This window comes from candidate division WOR-3 bacterium (assembly GCA_039803925.1).
In the GTDB taxonomy this organism is placed as follows: Bacteria; Hydrothermota; Hydrothermia; order Hydrothermales; family JAJRUZ01; genus JBCNVI01.
Window position 1 is genome coordinate 13,705 of sequence record JBDRZL010000019.1, and the last position, 21,705, is coordinate 35,409.

Annotated in this window: 18 protein-coding genes; 7 read left to right on the plus strand and 11 right to left on the minus strand. The window is 27.8% G+C overall.

The window, feature by feature from the left end; genetic code table 11:
- Nucleotides 1–2 precede the first annotated feature (2 nt).
- Nucleotides 3–2,159: a 2Fe-2S iron-sulfur cluster-binding protein gene (locus ABIN17_07800; GenBank protein MEO0284952.1), complete on the minus strand. Its 2,157-nt coding sequence runs from the start codon at nt 2,157–2,159 to the stop codon at nt 3–5.
- 44 nt (nt 2,160–2,203) lie between these two features.
- On the opposite strand from ABIN17_07800, the gene ABIN17_07805 reads away from it, so the two are divergent.
- From ABIN17_07805 to ABIN17_07825, 5 genes are read left to right on the plus strand one after another with little or no spacing between them, the layout of a single operon-like run.
- Complete coding sequence (locus ABIN17_07805; protein MEO0284953.1) at nt 2,204–3,325, plus strand: hypothetical protein; 1,122 nt, start codon at nt 2,204–2,206, stop codon at nt 3,323–3,325.
- Nucleotides 3,313–4,173: a hydroxymethylbilane synthase gene (gene hemC, locus ABIN17_07810; GenBank protein MEO0284954.1), complete on the plus strand. Its 861-nt coding sequence runs from the start codon at nt 3,313–3,315 to the stop codon at nt 4,171–4,173. Before ABIN17_07805 ends, hemC begins: the two co-directional genes overlap by 13 nt.
- Nucleotides 4,154–5,173 carry a uroporphyrinogen-III synthase gene (locus ABIN17_07815; protein MEO0284955.1) on the plus strand — a complete coding sequence of 340 codons (1,020 nt, stop codon included), beginning with the start codon at nt 4,154–4,156 and terminating at the stop codon, nt 5,171–5,173. Before hemC ends, ABIN17_07815 begins: the two co-directional genes overlap by 20 nt.
- Nucleotides 5,174–5,177: 4 nt before the next feature.
- The gene (hemB, locus tag ABIN17_07820; protein MEO0284956.1) at nt 5,178–6,158 is read left to right on the plus strand and encodes a porphobilinogen synthase; all 981 of its coding nucleotides are present in this window, start codon (nt 5,178–5,180) and stop codon (nt 6,156–6,158) included.
- Nucleotides 6,151–6,522 (plus strand): helix-hairpin-helix domain-containing protein, encoded by a 372-nt coding sequence (locus tag ABIN17_07825; GenBank protein MEO0284957.1) that lies wholly within the window; start codon nt 6,151–6,153, stop codon nt 6,520–6,522. Before hemB ends, ABIN17_07825 begins: the two co-directional genes overlap by 8 nt.
- A gap of 3 nt (nt 6,523–6,525) precedes the next feature.
- On the opposite strand, the gene ABIN17_07830 is transcribed toward ABIN17_07825, so the two are convergent.
- The 3 genes from ABIN17_07830 to ABIN17_07840 all read right to left on the minus strand — a co-directional run bounded on the left by ABIN17_07830 (nt 6,526) and on the right by ABIN17_07840 (nt 9,879).
- The gene (locus ABIN17_07830) at nt 6,526–7,218 is read right to left on the minus strand and encodes a gamma-glutamyl-gamma-aminobutyrate hydrolase family protein (GenBank protein MEO0284958.1); all 693 of its coding nucleotides are present in this window, start codon (nt 7,216–7,218) and stop codon (nt 6,526–6,528) included.
- Between the two features lie 63 nt (nt 7,219–7,281).
- On the minus strand, nt 7,282–7,731 hold the full coding sequence (locus ABIN17_07835; protein ID MEO0284959.1) for an Hsp20/alpha crystallin family protein: 450 nt from the start codon (nt 7,729–7,731) through the stop codon (nt 7,282–7,284).
- Between the two features lie 84 nt (nt 7,732–7,815).
- Nucleotides 7,816–9,879, minus strand: a complete 2,064-nt coding sequence (locus tag ABIN17_07840) for a VacB/RNase II family 3'-5' exoribonuclease (GenBank protein ID MEO0284960.1) — start codon at nt 9,877–9,879, stop codon at nt 7,816–7,818.
- Nucleotides 9,880–9,901: 22 nt separating this feature from the next.
- On the opposite strand from ABIN17_07840, the gene purH reads away from it, so the two are divergent.
- Both purH and ABIN17_07850 read left to right on the plus strand, forming a co-directional pair.
- Nucleotides 9,902–11,365, plus strand: a complete 1,464-nt coding sequence (purH, locus tag ABIN17_07845; GenBank protein ID MEO0284961.1) for a bifunctional phosphoribosylaminoimidazolecarboxamide formyltransferase/IMP cyclohydrolase — start codon at nt 9,902–9,904, stop codon at nt 11,363–11,365.
- A gap of 13 nt (nt 11,366–11,378) precedes the next feature.
- Nucleotides 11,379–11,990, plus strand: a complete 612-nt coding sequence (locus ABIN17_07850; GenBank protein MEO0284962.1) for an MBL fold metallo-hydrolase — start codon at nt 11,379–11,381, stop codon at nt 11,988–11,990.
- Here ABIN17_07850 and ABIN17_07855 read toward each other — a convergent pair.
- Genes ABIN17_07855 through ABIN17_07885 form a run of 7 tightly spaced genes read right to left on the minus strand, consistent with a single transcriptional unit; the run spans nt 11,987 to nt 21,683 of the window.
- The gene (locus ABIN17_07855) at nt 11,987–12,988 is read right to left on the minus strand and encodes a gluconokinase (GenBank protein ID MEO0284963.1); all 1,002 of its coding nucleotides are present in this window, start codon (nt 12,986–12,988) and stop codon (nt 11,987–11,989) included. The genes ABIN17_07850 and ABIN17_07855 overlap by 4 nt on opposite strands.
- Nucleotides 12,972–13,925 (minus strand): DUF4837 family protein, encoded by a 954-nt coding sequence (locus ABIN17_07860; GenBank protein MEO0284964.1) that lies wholly within the window; start codon nt 13,923–13,925, stop codon nt 12,972–12,974. The genes ABIN17_07855 and ABIN17_07860 overlap by 17 nt, the downstream gene beginning before the upstream one ends.
- A complete protein-coding gene (locus tag ABIN17_07865; GenBank protein ID MEO0284965.1) occupies nt 13,922–14,449 on the minus strand; it encodes an NYN domain-containing protein in 528 nt (175 codons plus the stop codon). The genes ABIN17_07860 and ABIN17_07865 overlap by 4 nt, the downstream gene beginning before the upstream one ends.
- On the minus strand, nt 14,442–15,239 hold the full coding sequence (mazG, locus tag ABIN17_07870; protein MEO0284966.1) for a nucleoside triphosphate pyrophosphohydrolase: 798 nt from the start codon (nt 15,237–15,239) through the stop codon (nt 14,442–14,444). The genes ABIN17_07865 and mazG overlap by 8 nt, the downstream gene beginning before the upstream one ends.
- Nucleotides 15,239–19,555 (minus strand): C25 family cysteine peptidase, encoded by a 4,317-nt coding sequence (locus ABIN17_07875; protein ID MEO0284967.1) that lies wholly within the window; start codon nt 19,553–19,555, stop codon nt 15,239–15,241. The genes mazG and ABIN17_07875 overlap by 1 nt, the downstream gene beginning before the upstream one ends.
- Nucleotides 19,540–20,850: a hypothetical protein gene (locus ABIN17_07880; protein MEO0284968.1), complete on the minus strand. Its 1,311-nt coding sequence runs from the start codon at nt 20,848–20,850 to the stop codon at nt 19,540–19,542. Before ABIN17_07880 ends, ABIN17_07875 begins: the two co-directional genes overlap by 16 nt.
- Nucleotides 20,847–21,683 (minus strand): hypothetical protein, encoded by an 837-nt coding sequence (locus tag ABIN17_07885; protein ID MEO0284969.1) that lies wholly within the window; start codon nt 21,681–21,683, stop codon nt 20,847–20,849. Before ABIN17_07885 ends, ABIN17_07880 begins: the two co-directional genes overlap by 4 nt.
- Nucleotides 21,684–21,705 lie beyond the last annotated feature (22 nt).

Here is a 21,705-nt window from a genome sequence, read left to right on the forward strand (position 1 = left end):
TTTTATTTATGAAATAACCTTTTTAATTTTACAATTGGTTTTAAATTTTCAATTTCAAAATCCCTATTAATATTCTCTGAAAATAGAAGATTTATATCCCATAAATTTGGTTTTTCAACTAAAAATTCAATTTCTTCTATGTCATTTTTAAGAAAATAAGTAAGGTCTAATTTGTTTTGAAAAGGAATTTCAACTTCGATTTCTTCCTCATCAAATAGATTTGAAGGGTCATAAGCATCAAAAAGTGAATCAAAAATTTTTGCTATTTTTCTTTTCTCTCCTAAATTATTGATAAATTCTCCACCGTATTCAAAAGGTGTTTGAACGAAAAGAGAATAAAAGTTATTGTCTTCTTTTGGTTTTAATGAATTTATATAAAATACTACGAGCTCCTTTAATGAGTTTAAAAAATCATCATCTTTAATTTCATAAAAGGGTTCAATTCTATAAAAAATGAGACACTTAATTTCCTTTTTTTCTATTTTTTCCTTTATTTCCTTTAAACTTTTAAACTCTATTCCATTAAAAATCCTTAAAAATCCTTCTGTATTAAATAAAGCCCTTAGGTTTAAAATTTTAGATTTTTCATGAAATTTTGATAATAAATAAAAAAGAACCTGAATTTTAGGTGGTAACATATCATTAAAAACTAAAATAAAATTCTCATATTTCTTTATTTTTTCAAAAATTTCCTTAGATTCCTGAAAGAATAGTTTTCTTTTTTTAATTTCCTCTTCAAAAAAGAATTTGTTTAAAAACTTAAAATCTTTAATTTCAGGGATTTCCCCCTTTTCCCTGTAAAATAGTGTTAAAAGGTCTAAAAGAAATTCATAGGATTTCTTAAGTTCCATTTTTAATGAAAGATCTGCATTTTTGAAAAATCTATCCTCAAAGCCTGATAAAACCATAAAAAAGTTATTTTTTCTTTCTCTATTTCCAAAAAAGAAGAATTTTACTTTTTTTCTCCTTTTACCTTCTTTCATTATCCTAAAGAGTTCAAGTCCTATAACAGGATGTGAATAATCTAAAAGGGAATAATAAATAAGTGTAAAAGAATTTTCAAAATCTATATAATTTACATCAGAAAGAATTTTTTCTGCACCCCTATGTATTTCTGAAGGTAAAATCACTATATTTTTTAATTTATTTTTTAAAAGGAAATTTTTAATTTTCTTTAAAACAGAATCTGTTTCCCTTGGAGAAATAAAAAAACATATTTCATCAGGATCAAAACTTTTTAATACTTTTTTTAATTTATCCTTAAACTCCTCCAAGATAAGTCCTTTAAAAATTCTTTTTTCATTTGAAATAAAATCCTTACCATAAAATATTCTGTCACAGAATATTGTGGGATTTTCAAAGTCATCCTTTGCAATAACCTTATATATTTTATCGGGTTTCTTTTTTATTCCTGATTTTAATACTTTTTCTCTTCTTGGATTTTTAACCCAGAATTTAAGTTCACAGCCAGTTGAGCAAAGAATGCAGGAACTTTCTATTTCATAAAGGTCCCATGGTCTTGGACCGAACCTGTAGTCTTTATCATCAAGAATAGCACCAACAGGACATATATGGGTTAAATATCCTAAGAAGGGAACATCGTCTTTAAGTTCCCTTTCAAAGGGTCCTACAAAACTTTCCTTTCCCCTTTTAAAGGATAGCCACTCATCTGAATAAACTTCCTCTCTCCAGAAGTTTGAGCATCTATAACACAATATGCATCTTGTTTCATAGAATCTTAAGAGTCCATTTAATTTCTGTTTGGGGGGCAGTATCTTTTTATAATTTGAAAAAGGAAAACTTCTTCCAAATTTATAGGTAAAATCCTGTAAATCGCATTTACCCCCTTTTTCGCATAAGGGACAATCTATGGGGTGGTGTATAAGCATAAACTCTAAGATATTAGCTCTTGCTTCTTTTGATTTTTCTGAATAGGGAAAAATTTTCATTTCTTCCTGTGGATAGGTGGAGCAGCTTGTTACAAGAAATCTTTTCCCTTTTATTTCAATTTCTACTATACAGACTCTGCAGGAAGCAGTTATTCTTAAGTTAGGGTGAAAGCAATAATAGGGAATATAAAATCCATTTTCCTTTAAAATCTGTAAGACAGTTTTTTGAGGGTTAACTTCAAATTGTTTATTATCAATAAAAATTTTCATTCTTTTGAATTTTAACTCTTTTTATTTTAAAATTTCTATATAAAATGATAATTGCCCTTTTATTTACTCATAAAAAGGCACCCAGTGAAGTAAGGGAAGAAGTTTTTAAATTTTTTGAAAATAAACTCAATGAAACAAGGAATGATATTCTTGAAAAGTTATTACTTGCCACCTGTTACAGGGTAGAACTTTATTTAAGAATAGATAAATCTAAAAAGGCAAAGTTATTAAAAGAACTTTTGCCTTCTGAGTTTAAAAATTACGCAGAAATACTTGATTCGCCAAAGGATATCTTTGAGCATATTGTTATTGTTTCAAGTGGGGCAGATTCTCCTGCAATTGGTGAACCTGAGGTTCAGGGACAGGTTAAAAGGGCTTTAGAAGAGGCAAAGAAAAAAGGATGGGTTAAAAAGTTTCTCGGTAAGGCTTTTGAAAGAGCAATTTTTGTTTCAAAAAAGATAAGGGAAGAATCTGAAATTCAAAAAGGTTCCCTTTCAATACCAAGAATTGTTTCCTTGTATTTAAAGGACTTAAATGGAGAAGAAAAGGATTTAAAGATTTTAATTGTTGGAACAGGTGAAATGGGAGCAGGAATTGCAATGTATTTGAGAAAAGAAGGGATTCCCTTTCATGTTGCTACTAAAAGTATAGAGAGAGCAAAATTTTTAAAGGAACATGCGAATATTGATGCAATTTTATATTCAAGGGAAACTCTACCCTTTTATGTAAAACATTACGATGCTGTTATATTTGCAACTGAAAGCGATGGATATTTACTTGATAGAGACTTTTTAGAAAAAAGTAAAGAAAGACCAAAACTTATAATAGATCTTGGCTTTCCGAGGAATGTGGACCCTGAAATTAAAAATATAAAGGGTATTGAATTCCATCAGATAGATGAGTTTAAAAAGATAATAGAAGAGAAAGTAAAGGAAAAAAAAGAGATGCTTTCCTATATAATTTTCAGAGCAAAAAAGGAAAGTGAAAGATTTGAAAAGTGGTTAATAAGGGAGGAAAAGATTTTAAAATTATTTAATTATGTTGATAAGAGAATAAGTAATATAGAGGATAAGACAAAAATTAAAAAATTCCTTTTATACCCTGTATTAAAGTCTTTAAGAAGTGGGAAGGATATTGAGGAGATAATAGAAAGTTGGATAAAGTAATAAGGGTTGGTGCAAGAGGGTCAAAGCTCAGTTTTAATCAGGCAAAAAAAGTTTTGGAAATTTTAAATAAAAAGGGATTTAAAACAGAGTTTGTCCCTATTACAACAAAAGGAGATAAAGAAAGGGATAAACCACTTTTTAAAATAAGCGGAGTAGGTATTTTTGTTAAGGAAATTGAAAGAAAAATTTTAGAAGGAGAGATTGATATTGGTGTTCACAGTGCCAAAGATGTGCCTACTCAAATAGAAGAGGGTTTAGAGATTTCTTGTTATTTAAAAAGGGAAAGTCCTTTTGATGTCCTTGTTTCCTATGTGAGTTCAATATATGAGTTGAAGGAGGGAGCAGTTGTAGGAACAAGTAGTATAAGGAGAAGGGAATTTTTACTTGAAAAAAGAAATGATTTAATTATTAAGGATTTGCGAGGAAATATTGATACAAGAATAAAAAAATGGGAAAGGGGTGAATATGATGCAATAGTTATATCTGAAGTGTCTATAAAAAGATTAAAGCTTAATGTCCCGTATGTAAGGCTTGATATTGAGGAATTTCCGCCTTCACCAGGGCAGGGTGCAATATGTATTGAATCTAAAAAAGATTTTATTTACAGAGATGTTTTAAAAGAAATAAATGATGAAAAAACTTTTATTGAAGTAGAAACAGAAAGGGAAATTCTTTCAAAACTTTCCATAGGGTGTTCAGTCCCTTTTGGAGCTTATGCCTTTATTGATAATGGAGAAATCAATTTAATTCTTAAATATAAAAAGGGTAATGAATTTATAAAAATTAAAGAAAGGGGAAAAACAAAGGAAGAACTTGTTAAAAAAGTTTATGAAAAAATCTTCTCATAGCACCCTTTTAGTCTTGAATACAAATACCTTTACTCTTTTTCCTGAAATATGGCAATTTTTAAAGAACTATAAAAATATTTATTATGAGGAAAAAAAACCACCTTTTATATTATGGGCTTCACCTTTTTCCAAATGGGAAAAAATTCAAGGAAATTTAAATAAAGAGAACTCACTTTTTATTCTTGATGGTTTTAAGGGTTTGAAAAATATCTTAAGTAAATTTAATTTTAATAATATTTTGAAATTAAGTTATTATGTAAGGGATAAGAATTTTGGAAAAAAAATATTCTGTGTTGTAAGGCCGATGCCTGAAGCTCTTTATTTTGCTAATGAACTTGAGAAAGAAAAATTAAAAGCCTTTCCTCTTCCTGTTTTAAAATTTAAGGTTATAAAAGTTAAAAATTTAAAAGAAATTTTAAAGGATAAGTGGGATTATGTAATTTTTACTTCCAAAAGGGGAATAGATGCTTTAAGAGAAAATATAAAAGATGTTTTTTTGTTAAGGGAACTTTTGATTGATAAGAAAATAATAGCAATTGGACCTGAAACAAAAAAGAATTTAGAGGAAGTTGGTTTAGATGCGATTTTACCTGAAGAATTTTCTCAAGAAGGTATAATGGAAATTTTAAAAGAAGAAAAATATAAAAGAATTTTAATGTTAAAAACAGAGGGTAGAGAGGATTTAAAAAATTTTCTTTTAAATAACAAAAATTATGTTGAAGAGGTTAAAATTTATGATATGGTAAAGGAAAAAATAGAAAGATTAAAAATCTTTGAAATATATTTAAATATGGCTACACATCTTATTTTTACAAGTCCTAAACTTTTTGATACATTTATAAAGATTTTTAAGGACAAAAAATTTTTAGAAAATAAAGAAATTTTAGCAATAGGAAGAGTAACAAAGAGTCATATTGAGAAAAAAGGTTTTAATGTGAATTTTGCTCCTCAAAAATTTACAGGTAAATACCTTTTAAAAGAAATTTTAAAAAGGAGTTAAAAATATGAAGGAATTTCCTTTTATAAGAATGAGAAGATTAAGAAAAAAGGAATTTTTAAGAGACCTTGTAAGGGAAACAATTTTAACTCCAGATGATCTTGTTTATCCACTTTTTGTAATTAAAGGGGAGGGGAAAAAAGAAGAAATATCTTCTATGCCAGGTCAATATAGATATTCAATTGATGTTCTATGTGAGGAGATTCAAAAAATAAAAGAAGAAGGTATAAAGGCAGTTATTCTGTTTGGTATTCCAGAAAAAAAGGATGAAATGGGAAGTGATGCCTATTCTGATGATGGTATAATTCAAAGGGCATTAAGGGAAATAAGAAAATTTGAAAAGGATCTTATATTGATTACTGATCTTTGTATGTGTGAATACACTTCGCATGGTCATTGTGGAATTATTAAAAATGGTGATGTTGATAATGATATGACGCTTTTATATCTCGGAAAAATAGCAGTTTCACAGGTTGTTGCGGGTGCTGATATTGTAGCACCTTCAGGAATGATGGATGGTATGGTAAAGGCAATTAGAAAGGCTCTTGACGAAAATGGTTTTAAAGATACTCCTATTCTTTCCTATGCTATTAAGTATGCATCAAGTTTTTATGGACCTTTCAGGGAGGCTGCTGAATCAGCTCCACAGTTTGGTAATAGAAAGACCTATCAGATGGATCCTGCAAATTTAAGAGAAGCAATACTTGAAGCAGAGCTTGATTATGAAGAGGGTGCAGATATTTTAATGGTTAAGCCTGCTTTAGCCTATCTTGATGTTATAAAAACTATTAGAGAAAGGTTTAATAGACCAATTGCAGCCTATAATGTTTCAGGTGAATATGCTATGGTGAAGGCTGCTTCAATGAAAGGTTATATAAATGAAAGGGAAATTGTTCTTGAAATTTTGACTTCAATTAAAAGGGCAGGGGCTGATATAATTTTGACTTATCATGCAAGGGATGTAGTAAAGTGGTTGAAAGGTGGATAAGTTAAAAAAATTAAAAGATTTTTTTTATTATTACCTATATCCTTCAGACTCTGAGAAAAAGGTAATTTATCTTTTGATATTTATTATTCTTTTGGGTGATGTGGCTAAAAGATTTTTTTATGAAAAAAGAATTAATTTACAAAATCAAAAAATTGAGAAAATAGATTTTAATCTTGCTGAACTTGAAGATCTTGTAAATCTTCCTTCTATAGGACCTCGTCTTTCTGCAAAAATTATTGATTTTAGAAATAAGAAGGGAGAAATTAAAAAACCAGAAGAGCTTCTTGAAATTAAAGGTTTGGGTGAAAAAAGGCTTGAGATTATAAAAAAATATTTTAAGTTTCCAGAAGAAGATTTGAAATAAAATTTATTTGCATGAATCTACAAATTTTTTAAACAATTTTAAAAAAATTTTATCTTCCTCAAATAGATGTTCAGGGTGAAACTGCACTCCTAAAAAGAAGGGGTGTTTATCACTTTCGATTGCTTCAACAATTCCATCCTTTGCTCTTGCTGATATTTTTAAATCTTTACCCAATTTATTTACAGCTTGATGATGGAAGCTGTTTACTCTTATTCTTTCTTTTTTAAAAATTTCATATAAAAGTGTTTCTTTCTCTATTATTATTGTATGAGTTAACTTACTGCAACTTGCTGATTGTTCATGTTCTATATCTGAATTAATATGCTGAATTAAATTACCTCCCATTGCCACATTCATTACCTGTGAGCCCCTGCAAATGGCAAAAATCGGTTTTTTATTTAAAAAACAAGCTTTAACAAGTTCTATTTCAAGAATATCTCTTTCAGGAACAACTCCTCTTGTTTTTTTAGGCTCCTCTTTATAATATAAAGGATGCACATCTCCTCCACCTGTTAACAAAAATCCATCAAATTTTTCTAAAAGAGTTTTTATTTCATTTTTAAAATCAGTATACGGAATAATTAGAGGAATTCCCCCTGCTTCCTGTATTGCTTTTGTATATTTAATATTTAAGTAAAATCTGTTAGATTGAATATCAAAAGAAGGGGTAACACCGATTAAAGGTTTTTTATTCAATTTATATTAAAAAAATCCCCGGGGAATTACCCCCGGGGAAATCATTCTTTAAAAAGGTTCGATTCACTCCTCTATTTCAATCTTTATTTCTTTTGGTTTTACCTTTTCACTCTTTGGTATTTCAATTCTTAAAATCCCATCTTTATAAGAAGCTTTTGCTTTTTCAGGTTGAACTTCTTTGGGAAAAGGTATATATCTATGGAATTTTCCGTAACTCCTTTCAATTCTATGATAGGATTTTCCTTTTTCCTCTTTTTCTCTTTTTCTTTCACCGGAAATTGTAATACCATCCTCATCAACTGTAATCTTTATCTCATCTTTTTTCATTCCTGGTAGTTCTGCAGTTACTATAAAAGATTCTTCTGTTTCCTCAAGATCACAGGCAGGAACAAAGGTTTCTGTTTCACCGAAAAGAAAACTTCTCCTACCAAAGAAAGAATCAAATAGTTTATCAATTTCCTCCCTTAATGAAGAAATTTCTTTAAAGGGATCCCATTTGATAATTTCCTTCATATTTCCCCCTTTTATTTGCCTCTCTTTGGGATTTGAACCCTTTAAAGAGAGGTATTTTATATATAAATTTTTTTTTTAAATTTTTCAAGCAAGATTTAATATAAGTTTTTTTCCATATATATCAACTCTATTAATAAAAACATTTAAATTGTCACCAATATCAATTTTTTTTCTGTTTTTAAGATAGATTCTTTTTTCTTCAACATTAAAAGTTGCTCTAAAAGGTAAGGAATCCATACTTACAAATCCTTCAAAGTAAAATTCAGGAACATATACAAAAAATCCATCACTTTTTATATTTGTTACAAAACCTTCTCCCCTTTCACCTATTCTTCCTTTAAGATGTTCAAGAATTTTCATATCAACAATATCCCATTCAGCTTTTTGTGCTGTTCTTTCTGTTTCTGATGCCCTTTCTGCTATATCCCTCAATTCCTCTTCATCAGGATATTTATTCATTTTGTTTTCCATAACAAAATTTAAAAGGTTATGAACTATTAAATCTGCTAATCTTCTTATTGGTGAAGTAAAATGAGTATAAAAGTTTAATTTAAGTCCATAATGACCTTTATTTTCCACAGAATACTTTGCCTGTTTCATTGCTTTAAGAATACTTTTTATAACTATCAATTCTTCCCTTTTACCTTTGATACCCTCAATTATTTCAAATAAATCATGGGAAGTTAATTCATCTTTTAATAGAATTTTTTTAAGTTTTTCTTCTTTTAAAAGTTTTGATAAAATTTTTTTAAGTTCTTCAAGTTTTTTATTATCTGGTTCTTCATGTATTCTGTAAATAAAAGGTAAATTTTTTTTAGCAAAAAATTTAGCAATCATCCTATTTGCAAGTATCATACATTCTTCTATAAGGGAATGGGTAAATACTGCTTTTTCAAGTTGAATAAGTTTAACTTTTCCTTCCTCTGTAAAAAGTATTTCTGGTTCAGGTAAATCAAAATCAAGGGAAAACCTTTTCCTTCTCCTTTCCTTTAAAATTTTTGAAATTTCTTCTGCTATTTTAAGAGAATTATAGATTTCTTTTTCTTTAATTTTAATTTTACCATCAATTATATCCTGAGCTTCTTCATAATTAAGTCTCTTATTTGATTTTATAATTGAGTTATAAATTTCAAATTTTTTTACATTACCTTTAAAATCAAGGATAATGTGAACTGTTTTAGCAAGACGAATTTTACCGGGCTGAAGAGAACAGAACTTTTCAGATAATTCTTTTGGTAACATGTGGATAACTTTATCTAAAAGATAGTAACTTGTTCCTCTTGTGTAAACCTCTCTAAAAATTCTTGAATTCATTGGGACAAAAAAGGAAACATCTGCTATATGGACAAATAATTCATATCCATCTTTATTTTTAAAGGCGCTTATAGCATCATCAAAATCCTTTGCATTATAAGGGTCAATTGTAAAAGTTACTAAATCCCTTAAATCTTTCCTTCTTTTTATTTCCTCTCTAATTTTTCTTTTTAAAACCTCTTCATCAAAATATTTTTCCTTATAGTCCTCGGGAAGATTATAAATATATTTTATAAGATTAAAGGGGGTTTCTGGGTCTAAAGGATTACCGAGATTTTTTATACCTTTGGCTTTATTCCCGTTTATAAGTATAAATCCAACTTTATTTCCTGATGGAATTTCTTCTACACTCTCAAGGGGGTATATTTTCTTTGGAAGAAAATCTTGATCAGGCTCAATGAAATTATCCCTGTATCTTTTCCACAAGGTTCCTGAAAATCTCCTTAAAGATTTTTTTAAAATTTCTAAAACTTTTCCTTCAGGTCCTTTTTCTTTAAATTTAGTTATAACTACCTTAACATAATCACCATCTCTTGCACCTTTTAAAAATCTTTTGGGTATAAATATATCCTTTCCCTTATCAACAATTAAAAATCCAAAACCTCCTTGCTTTACCTCTATTTTTCCTTCAATAATTTTGTTTTGAGTTATTATTATTTTTTTATTTTCTATAAGTTTGAGAGTGCCTTTTTTTTCTAATTCTTTTAAAATTTCAATTATCTTATTTTTATTTTCTTTTTGTAAGTTCAAAATTTTTATTAATTTTTTTAATTTTACTTCTTTTTTGTTTTTTCTTTGAAGGTAATTTAAAATTTTTTCTTTTAATTTTTCCATTCTTTATTTTATAATTAAATTTATGAAAAAAGCACTCATTTCAGTTTTTGATAAAACAAAAATTGAAATTCTGTCAGATTATTTGCTAAAAAAGGGTTTTGAAATTTATGCCACCTCAGGAACAAAGGAATACCTTGAAAAAAAGAATATAAAAGTCAAGGGTCTTGTTGATTTGGGGGTTGAATCAGAGGGTCTGGCTCAGGGAAGAATTAAAACACTTCATCCACTTATTTTTGAAAAGATACTCTCAAAGGAGGGAGATGTTTTTGATGTAGTAATAGTTAATCTTTATCCCTTTCATGAAAAAATTAAAGAAGGAAAGGAAGGTGAGGAAATTTATGAGTTTATAGATATAGGAGGAGTTAGTTTAATAAGAGCTGCATGTAAAAATATTATGAGGGTTATACCAATTGTTGATCCCCTTGACTATGAGTTTTTTATTGAATCTTATGAAAAAGGTTTAAAGGAAAAAGAAAGATTTTATTTTGCAGCAAAAGCCTTTGAATATGTCACCTTTTATGATTCTGTAATTTCTCAGTTTTTTAGAAAAAAAGCATTTGGTGCCCCTTTATATTTAACACTAAGTGGTAAAAAAGTTTTTGATTTAAGATATGGGGAAAATCCTCAGCAAAAGGGTTTTGTTTATGGAATTGATTTTATAGAGCCCCTTCAGGGAAAAAAACTTTCTTACAATAACCTTCTTGATATTGAAACTGCTTTTTTATGTGTAAGTGAATTTGATGAACCTACCTGTGTGATTGTAAAACATACTTCTCCCTGTGCTTGTGCCTCAGGTGAGACTCTTGATGAAGCCTTTGAAAGGGCATATCTTTCTGATCCCGAATCTTCTTTTGGTGGAATTTTAGCTTTTAATAAAACTCTTGATAAAATAACTGCTGAAAGAGTTTTATCACATTTTTTTGAAATTGTGATTGCTCCTTCCTTTGAAGAAAATGTTTTAGATATGTTTAAAAATAAAAAAAATTTAAGGGTTATAGATTCAAGTAAACTTTTTGTTCCTGAATATGAAGTAAGAACCTGTTTTGATATGATACTTTATCAGGAAAGAATGAAAAAAACTTTACCACCTTCAGAATGGGAAATTATGACCAAAAGAAAAGCAAAGGAGTCAGAACTTGAGGATTTATTTTTTGCTTTAAAGGTTGTTAAATATGTAAAATCTAATGCGGTTTGCATTGTTAAAGCGAAAAGGACACTTGGAATTGGTTCAGGACAACCTTCAAGAATAAGGGCTCTTGAAATTGCCCTTTCAAAAGCTAAAAGCTTTGGACTTTCTACTTTCGAAGCAGTTTTAGCCTCTGATGGTTTTTTCCCTTTCCGGGATTCAATTGATAAAGCAAGTGAAGAGGGAATTGTGGCTATAGTTGCTCCTTCAGGCTCAATAAGGGATGAGGAAATCGTAAAGGCTGCAGATGAAAATGATATTTCCCTTTATTTTATAAAAGAAAGGTATTTCAGACATTAATTTAGAAAAAGTAATTTATCCTCCTCTTTATGTAAATACCTATATTGTTTGGGATCAAAAGAAGAATGCTATTATCATTGATCCTGGTGGAAGTTATGAGAGTGTTAAAGAAATTCTTATAAAAGGGAATTTAAATTTGAAGGCAGTTTTTGTTACCCATTCCCATTTTGACCATGTTCTTGGTATTCCTATGATAGAATGTATTGATTCAATTCCAGTTTATATTCCTGAAAAGGATTTAAATCTTTATAATTCTGCAAGAAATTTTACAAAAAATTTTTTAGGTTTTGATCCTGGAGATTTTAAAAAACCTGATTTTTTACTCAAGGGTGGTGAGGAAATTAATATAGGAGAAATAAAAATTAAGGTTCATCATGTGCCCGGACACACTATGGGTCATCTTCTTTATGAAATAGATGAAAAGATTTTTTGTGGAGACTTAATTTTCTCAGGAAGTATAGGTAGAACAGATTTTCCTGAAAGCTCATGGAAAGACATGAAAAATTCCCTTTTATACTTAATTAATAACTTCCCTTCAAATTATGAACTTTACCCTGGGCATGGACCTAAAACAGATATTGAGAAAGAAAAACTGGAAAATCCATTTTTAAAGAACCTTTTTTAAATTTTTTTCATATAACTTTTAGCCATCATAAAAAATTTTTTAGTTTTTTCCTTTATTTTTTCCTTTTCCTTTATATTTTTATCTCTTAAAAGAAAACCTGTTACTTTTCCTCTAACATATGCTCTGTAAGATAAATAAAAATAATAAAGGGGTTTAATTTCTTTAAAGTTCTCACCTACTTTATTTAACCACCCTTTTATAAAATAATCACCGAGTTTTTCTTTTCCCATTATATCAAGTTCCATTTTTAAAAAAACTGCATCAAGTAAAATATCACCGAATCTAAATCTTTCGTTAAATTCAATACAATCTATTATCCTTATTTTATTTTCAAAAAAAGTGACATGTTCAAGCCTTATATCTCCATGACAATCCTTTATTTTACCTTCTCTTACTCTTTTTAACATTAAATCATAATAATTTCTGTAAAATTCTTCTGTTTTATTTTTTAAAAATTCAAAATCTTTTTTCTTTAAAATATCCTCTTCAAAATCTTCTGTTTGAGTAAAATTTTCATCGGTGTTAATCCTGAATACCTCTGGTTTTCCGAATTCACTTATTTTTTCATTTGTTTCTGCCTTTAAATGAAATTCTCCGAGAAATTCTCCTACTTTATATAAATCCTCTTTTTTTGCTAAATTTTTTTCTATCATATAAGATAAAAGTGTATCTTGAGGAATCCTTTTCATTTTTACAAGATATTCAACTGGTTCTCCCTTATTGAAAAATAATTTACCCTTTTCCTTACCTATAAAAATAACTCCCTCATAGATACCTTCAGCCATTCTTTTATTCAGATCTACTTCCTTTTCACAAAAATATTTTCTTTTTTCAAGACTTGTATAATCAAGGAATCCAAAATTTAAAGGTTTTTTTAACTTATAGGCATATTTATCAGTTAAAAAAACAATTGATATATGAGTTTCAATTCTCTCTATTTTTTCAGGTTTTTCCTCATAATTTAATGGGTTAAGAAGGAATTCAATTATTCTTTCCATTTTCAAGATCTGGATAAAAAGCCCAGGACTCCATCATTTTTAAATATTTCAATTTCCATTTTCTTGGCTCATGAACACCAATATCAATAAAAATTGTATTTCCATTATTTTCAAAGACAAGGGATTCAAATCCTCCACCAACTTTTAAATTATAATTTCCCCATACACCGTATATATATATTGCCCTTTTACCATTTATATTTTTATACTGGTAATTAACAAATTTTCTTATGACACTATCACCAGCATAAACATCTTTAGCAAAGCTATCCCTTAGTCTTATAATCTTTTCAGGTAATAGGTTTATTTTTTTATTTATTTTCCAGAATAAAATAAATCTATCAGGATAATGGGCATTTATAATTATGAAGTTTTCTCCTTCCTTAAATATGTTAAAACCAACTGGAACTTCTATTTTAATTCCTGTTTTTTCAAAAATTTTTTCAGAAAGGTCTTTTCTTTTACCAGGAAAATAAGAGAGTTCTCTTAAGTTTTTTAGAATTCTGTTATAAAATATATTGAAAATTGTGTCCTTTTTTTCTGATATAATTTTCAAAATTTCCTCTTCTTTCTGTCCATATATACCCAATGCCGATGAACCGTTCAAAAAAGGGTTTTCTCTTATATAAATTCCACTTCTTTTAACTTCACCGAATATGCTTTTAAATAAATCAAAATTTTTTGAGTTTGGGGTAGAGATTATGATGTAATAGCGATAAAGAAATCTTTCCTCCTTTTCAAGAGAATCAATATCCAAGATCTCTAAAATTTTTTCTTCTCTTGGTGTAAACTGTATAATTTCAAAATTTTTTTTAAGAAATCTTTTTGCATTTTTTAAAGAACCGGCTGAAATTAAAAGAGTATTGAATTCTCCTTTGAAAATTATAATGTTATCTGAACAGGATATTAATAAAATTAAAAATATAAATTTTTTCAATATATTTCTTCTTTTAGTTCTTCCTGAGATGAACCCCTTGGAATAACTATTTCTTCTATTTCATTTAAATTGTAGTATTCATCAGAAACTCTTATAAGTTCAAGGGAAGTTGCACCTTTCATTGGTCCTATAGTTATAACTCTACAACCTTTTCTGTTTAGTTCTTCAATAAGGGGAACAAAATCTCCATCACCTGTAACAAGGATAATTTGTTCTAAATAATCAGAGGCTTTAACAATTTCAAGACAAATTTCAAGGTCCATGTTTGCTTTTAAAGAGCCGTCAGGTAAATGTTTTATCTGTTTTGTCACAACTCTATAACCCATTAAGGAGAGAGCATCTATCAATCTCTTTCTGTGCTGATCCTCTGGATTATAGGGGACAAAACAGACTGCTTTGAAGGGTTCGCCATATTTATTTTTTATGAATTCAAGGAATTTATCATATCTTACGCTCTGGTTAAATTTTTCAAAGGTTGCCTGTAAATTTTGAACATCTATATAAATTCCATATTTTTTATTCATATTTTTTCTCCTTGTTTTTTAAATTATTTTTTGCTTTTTCCCATAATTCATCCATTTCCTTTATACTTAAATTATAAAAGTTTTTTCCCTCTTTTTCAGAAATTGAAAGCATTTCATTAAATCTCTTGATAAACTTTTCGTTTACCTTTGAAAGTGCTATCTCTGCTGAGATTCCGAGGTGTCTTCCTATATTAGTTAATACAAAAAGTATATCCCCCAGTTCTTCTTCTATCTCTTCCTTATCTTTTTCTTTTATGGCATTTCTTAATTCTTCAATTTCTTCTTTTAATTTACTAAAAACTTCATCAGCATTACTCCAATCAAATCCTATTCTACCTGCTCTTTTTGATAATTTTTCTGCCATTAAGAGTGCTGGGAAAACTTTATCCTCTATATCAAGACCCTTTTTATTTTTCTCAATTTCCCATTTCTTTAAAAATTCCTTTTCTGAAAGATTTTCTCCTTCAAAAACATGAGGATGTTTTTCAATCATTTTTTTTACAACATTAAGTATAATATTTTCCTTTTTCTCTATGTTTTCCCTTTCAATGGCATCAAGCATCATGAAAACTGTTAAAACAAGGTCCCCCATCTCCTCCTTTATTTTTTCCCTATCATTGAAATTTATTGCACTTATCACCTCATAACATTCTTCAAGAAGTTCTCTTTTATATGTGTATAAATTCTGTTTTTTATCCCAGGGACAGTTTTCTCTTAAAATCTTTACAAGTATTAAGAGTTTTTTTAAAGGCTCTTTTTCTTTTTCAATTAATTCTTTTAAATCCTTCATTACTCACCCACTGCAATTTTTGCCTTGATTTTCTTATTCTCTTTTCCCCTTTTACCCTTTAAAAGTAAAAAATATATTCCCTTTGATACTTTATTTCCATAAAAGTCTCTCAAATTCCATGTAACTTTATGTTTTCCCTTTAGATTAAGGGGGCTTCCCTCATCATCGGTTATAAATTCCTTTATAAGTCTTCCTGAAACTGTATAAATTTTTATTTCCATTTTTTCTGCTTCCTTTGTTAATTCATAAAATATAACTGTTTTTCCTTCTTTTGCCGGATTTGGATAGTTCCCGTAATATAATATATCAAAAGGCACAAAAACTTCCACCAAAAAGTCCTTTTCACTTTTATTTCCCATTGCATCAAAAACTAAAAGTTTTAACGGGTATATGCCTTCTTTAAGTGGTCCTTCTTTTAAATTTATTATAACTCCCTTTTCCTTTTTTATCATCGAATTTTCATAATTGATTTTTGAATTATTAAATATTATTTCTGGTTTTTTAAAGATAAGGTCTATTCCTGAAGAATCCCTTAAAAGAATTTTTAAATCAAGATTTTTTGATATCATGAATTTTTCTTCCTCAATTTTTCTGTTTTTATAGTAAACTTCAATTAAAGGACCTTTATTATCATTTGTATTAAAAAGGGCAATTTCACCTTTTTGATTTAAATAGAACTCAATTTTATTATTTAAACTATCATAAACATAATCAATTTTGTGCCATAAGGAGTCCTTATCTATTTTTATTATAACATCTTTTTTTTCATTAATATTTTCAAAAATAAATTTACCGATTGTATCCTCTTTGTTATTCTCTTTTATTCCTATAATTTTTATTGTAGAATCTTCTATTGAAGTATTTTTTAATTTTTTTAACTCATATATTGATAAATTATTAGATGGATAAAATTCCATATTGAATTTTAAATTTTTAAAATTTATTTTACCTTTAAAACCTGAGGTATCCACATATATGTAAGGATTCCTTATTATACCCGAATCTGAATTATTGAATTCACTTATTTCTTTTACACTATTTTTATAATCAAGAATTATTTTATAGCTGTAATAAGTACTGCAGGGAAGGGGAATTTTTAGAAGTTGTGTTTCTTGTGATTTAAAGGTATTTATAAAAACAGAGTCTTTTTTTAAGAAGCTTCCTGTTTTTATTATATAAAAAATGTAAAAATTATTTGCATCCCTTCCACCTGAATTTGTGAAAGGAAAATTTATTTCAGGAAATTTTAAAGAAGGTGTTATATTTATTAAGTTCTTTTTTAAAACAAGGTCAGCTAAAGTTTTATTTTTTAAATAAAGGGTATCGGAAAAGTAGCTATTAAAGAAGGTGTCAGTTGCAATAAATGCATAGTGGAAATATTTTCTATCAAAAGGCGGAAGAGTTATATTTGTTTTGAAAGTATTTCTACTTGTTCTTGACATTGTAACTCTGATTAAATTTTGTGGATTTAAGGTATCATTCATAGAATACCATAATTCACAGGATTTAAGAGGATAAGAAGCACTTAATTTTGCATAAACTCTAAAGGTATCTTCTGAGTAAATGTCCGGTTTAAAATATATTGAATCAACATTTAAAATTTTTACACTGAGGTTCCCCTTTGAAATTATTTCTTTAAAGGGATTTAAACCAAAGGCATAAAGGTATATTTCTGCTTTTGCCCTTGTAATTGTTTGAGGAATCTGGAATTTAATTTTTATCTCCCCATTATCAAATGCTTTTGTATACAATTCTCTTAAAATTATTTTATCCTTTAAATTTTTATAGATTATTTCCCAAGCTGAACTTCCTGAAACAATTTGTGGATTTTGAACATAAATCAAAGCACTGTCTAAAGGATTATAGTAATTTTTATCGGATTTAACATTTACCTCTTCTAATTCAGGTAAATCTAAAAGCGGGTCTCCGAGTAAATTTGATGTTTTTAAAGTTGTTTCAACAAATTTATCAAGAATTGAGAATCTTGACAGTAAATACATTCTTGAGTAAAGAACAAGGTCCCCGATTTTATTTATTGAATTTCTTAAATAACCTATAAAAATTGATTTTGTATAATCGGAACTTATATCAAAGTTTAAATTACCAGGTTCTTTTCCACTTCCAGAAAGGGAAATTGATCCAATAGCTCCCCTTTCAGGTAAAAGGAGAATTTCTTCACCAAAAGCTCTTGCATCTGTCATACCGAATTCTCCTGTCCAGCATGATAGGGCTGTAAAGAAATAACATTTTTTATAATTAGTTGTTTCCCAGAGGTCTTCCTGTCTGAATGCACCTTTTACCCATAAAGTGTGTATTCCTCCATGCCCTATAAAATTAAAAATTGATGCCCCATCAGAAAGGTAATTAATTAAATTCTCAGGTGTTTCGTTTTCATCAGGTTCAACATAAGTCATTCCTTTTTTCATCAAGGATTTTAGAAAGTTATTTATCTGTGTGTATATATCACTTCCTTGACCTGTTTTTCTTTCTGTTGCTAAAATAAAATGCCTTCTCCATATACCTAAATTTTTATCTGCATAGTCTTTTATTTTTCTTAAAACAATTTTCATTTCAATTTTATTCTGAACTGGAATTCTTGAAACAACTATATCAGGAAATGGGTCATCACCTATTATGTTTGAATAGTAAAAATCAGAGGAGAAAAATCCTGTAAATATAGCGTTAGATTGGAATTGTTGAAAAGTAGAAGGAAATAGAAAGGTTGGAACTTTATCTTTCATAATACCCTTTAAAATATCTCTTGGGTCTTTGCTTGCATCACCTATGATTATTAAATAATTAAATTTTGGCTCTTTTGTTATATAAAAGTATTTAAGAAATTTTCTTATTGCAAAGGGACTTTTTATCCCATAGTTAAATTGAACATAAATATCTTTGACTGAAAAGGCTTTTATATTATAGTTACCACCCTTAGGAGATGAGTGGAATAGTACTAATGAGTCAGCAAACTCTTTAAATTCAGGATGATATAAAATTATTGCATTGGCACCACTTACCTTTCTAACATCTTTTTCTATCCTGTATAAAATAATAGAATCAGGTGATAAAGTTTTATCTGTTACAAAAAATAAAGAGGGTAAATTTTCATCTATTTTTGCCTTTAACCCATAATAGGTTTTACCATTTTCAATATAACTTATGATTTCAAAATTTTTGTAATTTTTTTTGTTTATATTTATAAAGAATAAAGGTTTATTTTTAAAACCTTTTATAACAATATTTTTATTTATATTCTTTAATTCAAATTTTAAATTATCTAATTTATTTGAATTAAGCAAAAATTCTCCCTCAATTTCTATATAATTCAAATAATTTGGTATATCTGATTTTTCCCATATAAAAAATAAAGAATCAGAATTTAAAATAAATCCTTTTACATTTACTTCTATGGTATACGGATTCCTTGAGTTATAAATGAAGCTGTCAATAAAATATTTTCCAATTTTTAAATAAATTTTATGAATCCAGTCTATACTTTGAGTTTCTTCTGAATCAAAATTTAATCTTAGTTTATAAAGATTAGAATCAATTGCTAAAGGGATTTTTATTTTTAAAGTTTCTTCTTTTAACTTTGTTAAATATCTAAAAAACCATATATCCTCTGTATCAGAATGAGCGGGGTCAAGATCAGGAAAATATCTTTCCTCTTCAAAATGGAATTTGAAAAATCCACTATTTATATATGAAGTGTCATTATCTGGTTTTGCATCTTCTTCTGGTATTTCCACTTTCGGATTTCTGTTAAAGAAAAGAATATAGATATTTTCAAAGGAATAAAGGTCATAAAAAGAATTTTTACCACTTAGCTTTTTTGCATAAAAAATTATTTCATCAAAAGGATCAAATTTACCATCATTTAAACCTTTTGTTATAATAGGTAATTTTCCCTCTTTTCCTAAAATTGTTATGTAATTTGGATTAACTGTATCAAGATTTATTCCTTTTGAAGATAACATATATCCCTTTATTGAGTAAAGTCCTTCATCTTTTGTATAAATTAAAACTAAATTTTTAGGTAAATTTAAGGGTGTGTCAGTTTCTAAAAAACTTGTCAGATTTACATTTTTAAACTCTTCAATATATGAAGGATTTAAGGCTAATTTTTTTAAAATATTTCCATAGAAATCAAGATTTTTTGAATTAGTTAAATTTTTTTCAAAATTAAAATTAGATTCTCCAATTGCTATTCTATAAGGTCCAAAGTATCCCTCTCTATATATCTTAATTTTATCCCTTATGTTATCATTAATAAGAAAAATTCCTGTTTTTAAGAAAATTATTAAAACAAGATACATTTAAAATTTTCTCCTTTTTTATTTTTTAAAAGATAAATTCCATCTTTAAATTTTCCTTTAATTTTTCTCCCTGAAATATTATAGATTTCTATTTCTTTTTTATCAGTGGGTAATGAAAAAGTTAAAAATTTTTCTTTATCTTTTTTACTCGTATAGGTAAATGTTTTCTTTTTAAAGTAGATATGACTCAAGCCATAGGGAAGTGTTTCTGTATATTTACTTCTATCGCTTTGAAAAAAAACAAAAAATTCATTTTCTGAGGTGATAAGGGGTATCGGAATTTCATTTTTTCCAAGAGAAGTGACAAATAATTTTTTTTCTATTAAAGGATTTTTGTATTTTATAAGGTAAATATCACTATTTATGTTATTTCCCTTTTCATAAAAAATAAAAAGGGTGTCAAAGAAGAAAATCGAAGTTGGATTTTTAAGGTAAAAACCTTCTCCTTCATCTAAAAATAAATTATTTTTTGTATTGAAACTGTAATCTGTTATTTTTAAAAAAAGGGAATCATTCCTTATGTAAGTTATATATAATTCAATACCGGTAAAATTCACAGAGTAGTCATATCCTCTTGCAACTTCAAAGGGTCCCTGAAAAATGTTATTTTTAAATTTCCTTGCTAAAATTTTTTTTGATATTGCTTCATAGTAAAATATCACCTTATCATTATTCTTTAAAGTTATTATAAGGGGATTTTCTGCTATCTCATTTTCTTCAGTTATTTTCTTATTGGTCCAGTTACCAAAATTATCTCTCTCTGATAAATAAATGCTTTCTTCCCATTGCTTTATTTTCCAGTATACAACATAGATTCTGTTATCAAGGTCACAGGTGGCACTGGGAAAAAGATCAAAGGAATTTGTATCCCTTGATACATTTTCAATACCAGGGAAATATATATAAGGGGGAGAGGAGTAAGAATAAAATATATCAGTCTGCCACCAGAAGGGGTATCCTCCTAAATTTCTTTCTGAATTCCAGAAAATATGTAGTTTGAAATTGTAAGAAGAATCTATAACAAGAACAGGGGAACCATCGTAAGGCGGTCTTGTTGAAGGAGGGTCTTCAAAAATTTTAATTGGTGTATCTGTAAAGGTTGTAGTTGGTGTTCTTAAAATATAATAAATATCAGAGTTTAGGTAATGGGGGTATCCTGTAAAAACTAAAAAGGCATATCCATTTTTTTCAGCAACACTAAAATTTTTGTTATCAGTTAAAAAATAGTGTCCACTTACATACTTTGAATATAAAAGGGAATCTGAGGAAAAGTTTAAAAATAAAAATAAAATCATTTTTTTATAGAAAGGTTTATTACTTCTATGAGACCAAGTTCATGAATTCTCAAGGAATAGTATATTTCAAAATTTTTAAAGACAAAACCAGCTCCGAATCTTGGTTCTCTATCATAACCTGCAAGTATTGAAAAAATATCCTTAATTTTTATTTCCATTCCTGATGAATAAAGAAGTTCTATATCATATCCGATTTTACCAGATAATGCGAGACTTATAAATTTTAAATTTTTTTTAAAGGTTAAGAAAGTTAAGATTTTAATATTTTCTTTATCTTCACTTCCTCTGTTCCATAAAATTTTAGTTCCAAAGGGGTCAATTAAAGAAATTCCAAGATAAGTGTTTATTCCTTTTAATTTAAAATCTTTTTTAAAGCCAAGGTCAAAACCTATTCCCTTTCCTTTTAAATCCTTAAATCTTTTATTAATAAGTTTAAACTGGAAAGCAAGATTTAATTTTTTAAACTTAAAAGGAATTAAAAAGGCTTCTTCAATACTTGAAAATTCACCTGTTTTTAATTTAGGGATAGTATCATTTTCTTCTAAGAAAGGGTATTCTGGGATTTCATCAATCTGGGTTCTTATCCATAAGAAACCCGTTTTAATATTTTTAAAGGGAAGAGAAAATCCAAAAAGATAGTAATTTGCTAAAAGTGCAAAGTTTTGGGTTCCAAAATTTAAGCTTATAAAATCGGGTATTAAGGAGGGATTTAATGGTGTTAGATTTATATTATTTTCTGAGATATCAGAGAAACCAAGTGATACTCCTTTTGCATCGGGTAATTCCTTTAGAAATTCAAGAGCATAGTAGGTAAAAATTATTATTAAAACCATAAGACTTATATATTATAATTAA